Origin of the sequence: Dietzia sp. CW19, from assembly GCF_014145265.1 — a bacterium.
GTDB classification, from domain to species: domain Bacteria; phylum Actinomycetota; class Actinomycetes; order Mycobacteriales; family Mycobacteriaceae; genus Dietzia; species Dietzia natronolimnaea.
This window is the reverse complement of the sequence record NZ_JAALEE010000113.1, coordinates 1-3,189: the sequence shown is the minus strand read 5'-3', so window position 1 is coordinate 3,189 and position 3,189 is coordinate 1. Positions and strand designations below refer to the sequence as shown.

Genomic DNA, 3,189 nt, shown 5'->3' with positions numbered 1-3,189 from the left:
GCCAGTCGCGCCGCGGCGAGCTTGGAGGCCATCCCGCCGGTACCGAGGGCACCGCCGGCGCCGGCCACCACCCCGTCGAGGTCGGCCGCGCCCGACACCATCGTCACCGCGGTGGCGTCGCCCTTGCGGGGATCGGAGTCGTACAGTGCGTCCACATCCGAGAGCAGGATCAACGCATCGGCACTGGTGAGGTGGGCCACCAGCGCCGCCAGCCGGTCGTTGTCCCCGAAGCGGATCTCGTTGGTGGCCACCGTGTCGTTCTCGTTGATCACCGGGACCGCGCCGAGGGTGCGGAGGCGATCCAGGGTGCGCTGCGCGTTGGCCGCGCTCTCCCGGCGCCCGATGTCACCCGCGGTCAGCAGGACCTGGCCCACCACGCGGTCGTATCTGGAGAACGAGTCGCCCCATGCCCGCGCCAGTTCGAGCTGCCCCACGCTGGCTGCAGCCTGTTTGGCGGACAGGGTGGCGGGGCGGGTGGTCATCCCGAGTGGGGACATCCCGGCGCCGATCGCCCCGGAGGAGACCACGAAGACGTCCGATCCCGCCGCCATGCGCGCCTGGCAGACATCGGCCAGGGCGTCGAGTTGGGGCCGGCGGATTCCGCCACCGAAGCTGGTGATGGCGGAGGAGCCGATCTTGACCACCACGCGGCGGGCCGTGCCGATCCGGCGCCGCAGCTCCGGTTCGTCCGTCACTCCAGGATCTCCTCGTCGGGGTCGATCAGTCCGCGGCGCACCCGCTTGCGGTACTTGCGCTCGATGGCGCCCACACGCTCGTCGGACTCCAACCGGATGTCGGTGCCGCGGCCCGTGCGCATGAGGTCCACTCCGGCGGGGGTCTGCGGCTCCCACTCGAAGGAGACGTCGCCGACGGTGACGGTGCAACCCTGTTGGGCGCCGGCCTTGATGAGCGCGTCCTCGACGCCCAGCCTGGCCAGACGGTCAGCGAGGAAGCCGACGGCCTCGTCGTTGCCGAAGTCCGTCTGGCGGATCCAGCGCTCGGGCTTGGACCCCGAGACCACGAAGGCACCGGCCTCGTTGGGGTCCTTGCGGACCGTGAACTCCGCCACGTCAACGGCCCTGGGCCGCAGGACGATCCGCTCGGGCGCCGCCGGCGGGGTCGCCTTACGGTGGGCCTTGATCAGCTCGTAGAGCCCGTACCGCAGTTCGTCGAGACCCTTGTGCGCCACAGCGGAGATCGCGTACACGGGCCAGCCCTTGGCCTCGAAGTGCGCGGTGACCATCTCGGCCATGTCCGCGGCGTCCGGCACGTCGATCTTGTTGAGCACCACGACCCGCGGCCGGTCCGCCAGGTCCCCCAGCCCGGCGTCGGCGAGCTCGGGCTGATAGGCGGCGAGCTCCGCCTCGAGGGCGTCGACGTCGGAGATGGGGTCACGGTCGGACTCGAGGCTCGCGCAGTCCACCACGTGGGCGAGGACGGCCGTGCGCTCGATGTGGCGCAGGAAGTCCAGTCCCAGACCCCGACCCTCGCTGGCACCGGGGATGAGCCCGGGCACGTCGGCGATGGTGAACGTGTCGTCGCCCACCGAGACCACGCCGAGATTGGGGACCAGTGTGGTGAACGGGTAGTCGGCGATCTTGGGCTTGGCCGCGGACAGCACCGACACCAGCGAGGACTTGCCCGCCGAGGGGAACCCGACCAGGCCGACGTCGGCCATGGACTTGAGCTCGAGGGTCAGGTCGCGCACCTCACCGGGCTCACCGAGCAGGGCGAACCCCGGCGCCTTGCGGGCCCTGGAGGCGAGCGCGGCGTTGCCGAGCCCGCCCTTGCCGCCCTCGGCCGCCACGAAGCGGGTCCCGGCGCCGGTCAGGTCGGCCAGCAGTTCACCGTTCTGGTCCAGCACGACGGTCCCGGGCGGGACCGCCAGCACGAGGTCGCCGCCCTGGGCGCCGTTCCGGTTGGCGCCCATCCCGGGCTCTCCCCTGCCGGCGCGCGCATGGGGCCGGAAGTGGAAGTCGAGCAGGGTGTGGACCTGGGGGTCCACCACCAGCACCACGTCCCCGCCGCTCCCGCCGTTGCCCCCGTCGGGGCCGCCGAGCGGCTTGAACTTCTCCCGGTGTACGGACGTGCAGCCGCGGCCACCGTCCCCCGCCGCGAGGTGGAGCACTACGCGGTCGACGAATCTCGACATATGCGGACTCCTCCTGCTGGTGGTGGGACGTGCATGATGTGGCGGAAATGCTCTCGGGGACCGGGCGTGGGGTCATCAGACCCCGCCCGGCCCCCGAGGGCGACTCGCGTCAGTGGTGCCGGGTCAGGCCTCGACGCCGACCGGCACGATGTTGACGGTCTTGCGACCGCGCTTGGTACCGAACTCGACCGCACCGGCGGCCAGCGCGAACAGCGTGTCGTCGCCGCCACGGCCGACGCCCACGCCCGGGTGGAACTTGGTGCCACGCTGGCGGATCAGGATCTCGCCGGCGTTGACTTCCTGGCCGCCGAACCGCTTCACGCCGAGACGCTGCGCGTTGGAGTCACGACCGTTACGGGTGCTGGATGCGCCCTTCTTACTTGCCATGTCCGAACCCCTCCTTCAGGGAAGACGCCCGAGGGCGCTGAGCTGGTGGCCTTGGCGGCCGCGGTGGATTACTTGATACCGGTGATCTTGAGCACCGTCAGCTTCTGACGGTGGCCCTGACGCTTGTGGTACCCGGTCTTGTTCTTGAACTTGTGGATCCGGATCTTCGGACCCTTGGTCTGCTCGACGATCTCGCCGGAGACGGAGACCTTGGCCAGGGCGTCGGCAGCGGAGGTGACGGTCGAACCGTCGACCACGAGGATCGGGGACAGGGACACGGAGGTACCGGCCTCACCCTCGATCTTCTCGACCTTGACATGGTCACCTTCGGCGACCTTGTACTGCTTGCCGCCGGTCTTGACGATCGCGTACATCGAGGGCTTCCCCTTGCTTCTCGGGTGTGTGGTCGCCGCTGGGACGTCCACAACTACTGTGCGGTGTTTTCTCTAGCCGGCCGACTCTCGTCGGCCAGGATCGCCGGTCCCGCGGCCTTGACGGCCCGGCCCGCGACTTCTCGCGCGACGACATAGCGCCGCCACGAGCGACTTGTCAAGGTTACGGCCCGGCGGCACAGCAGGTCAAACCGACCGTGCCACCGGGCCCCGTACCTCTAGTGATCGCCGCCCTCGGGGGCGGTCGTGGACCTGGTC

Annotated in this window: 4 protein-coding genes; all 4 read right to left on the bottom strand. The window is 70.3% G+C overall.

What is annotated here, in order from left to right:
• Positions 1 to 695 (bottom strand): glutamate 5-kinase (gene proB, locus G6021_RS04105; RefSeq protein WP_182640719.1); only part of this gene is annotated, 695 nt, incomplete at its 3' end.
• A complete protein-coding gene (gene obgE / locus G6021_RS04100; RefSeq protein ID WP_107748171.1) occupies positions 692 to 2,152 on the bottom strand; it encodes a GTPase ObgE in 1,461 nt (486 codons plus the stop codon). The genes proB and obgE, both read right to left, overlap by 4 nt.
• A gap of 123 nt (positions 2,153 to 2,275) precedes the next feature.
• Positions 2,276 to 2,539 carry a 50S ribosomal protein L27 gene (rpmA, locus tag G6021_RS04095; protein WP_107748170.1) on the bottom strand — a complete coding sequence of 88 codons (264 nt, stop codon included), beginning with the start codon at positions 2,537 to 2,539 and terminating at the stop codon, positions 2,276 to 2,278.
• A 68-nt stretch (positions 2,540 to 2,607) separates the two neighbouring features.
• Positions 2,608 to 2,913, bottom strand: a complete 306-nt coding sequence (gene rplU / locus G6021_RS04090; protein ID WP_017835684.1) for a 50S ribosomal protein L21 — start codon at positions 2,911 to 2,913, stop codon at positions 2,608 to 2,610.
• Positions 2,914 to 3,189 lie beyond the last annotated feature (276 nt).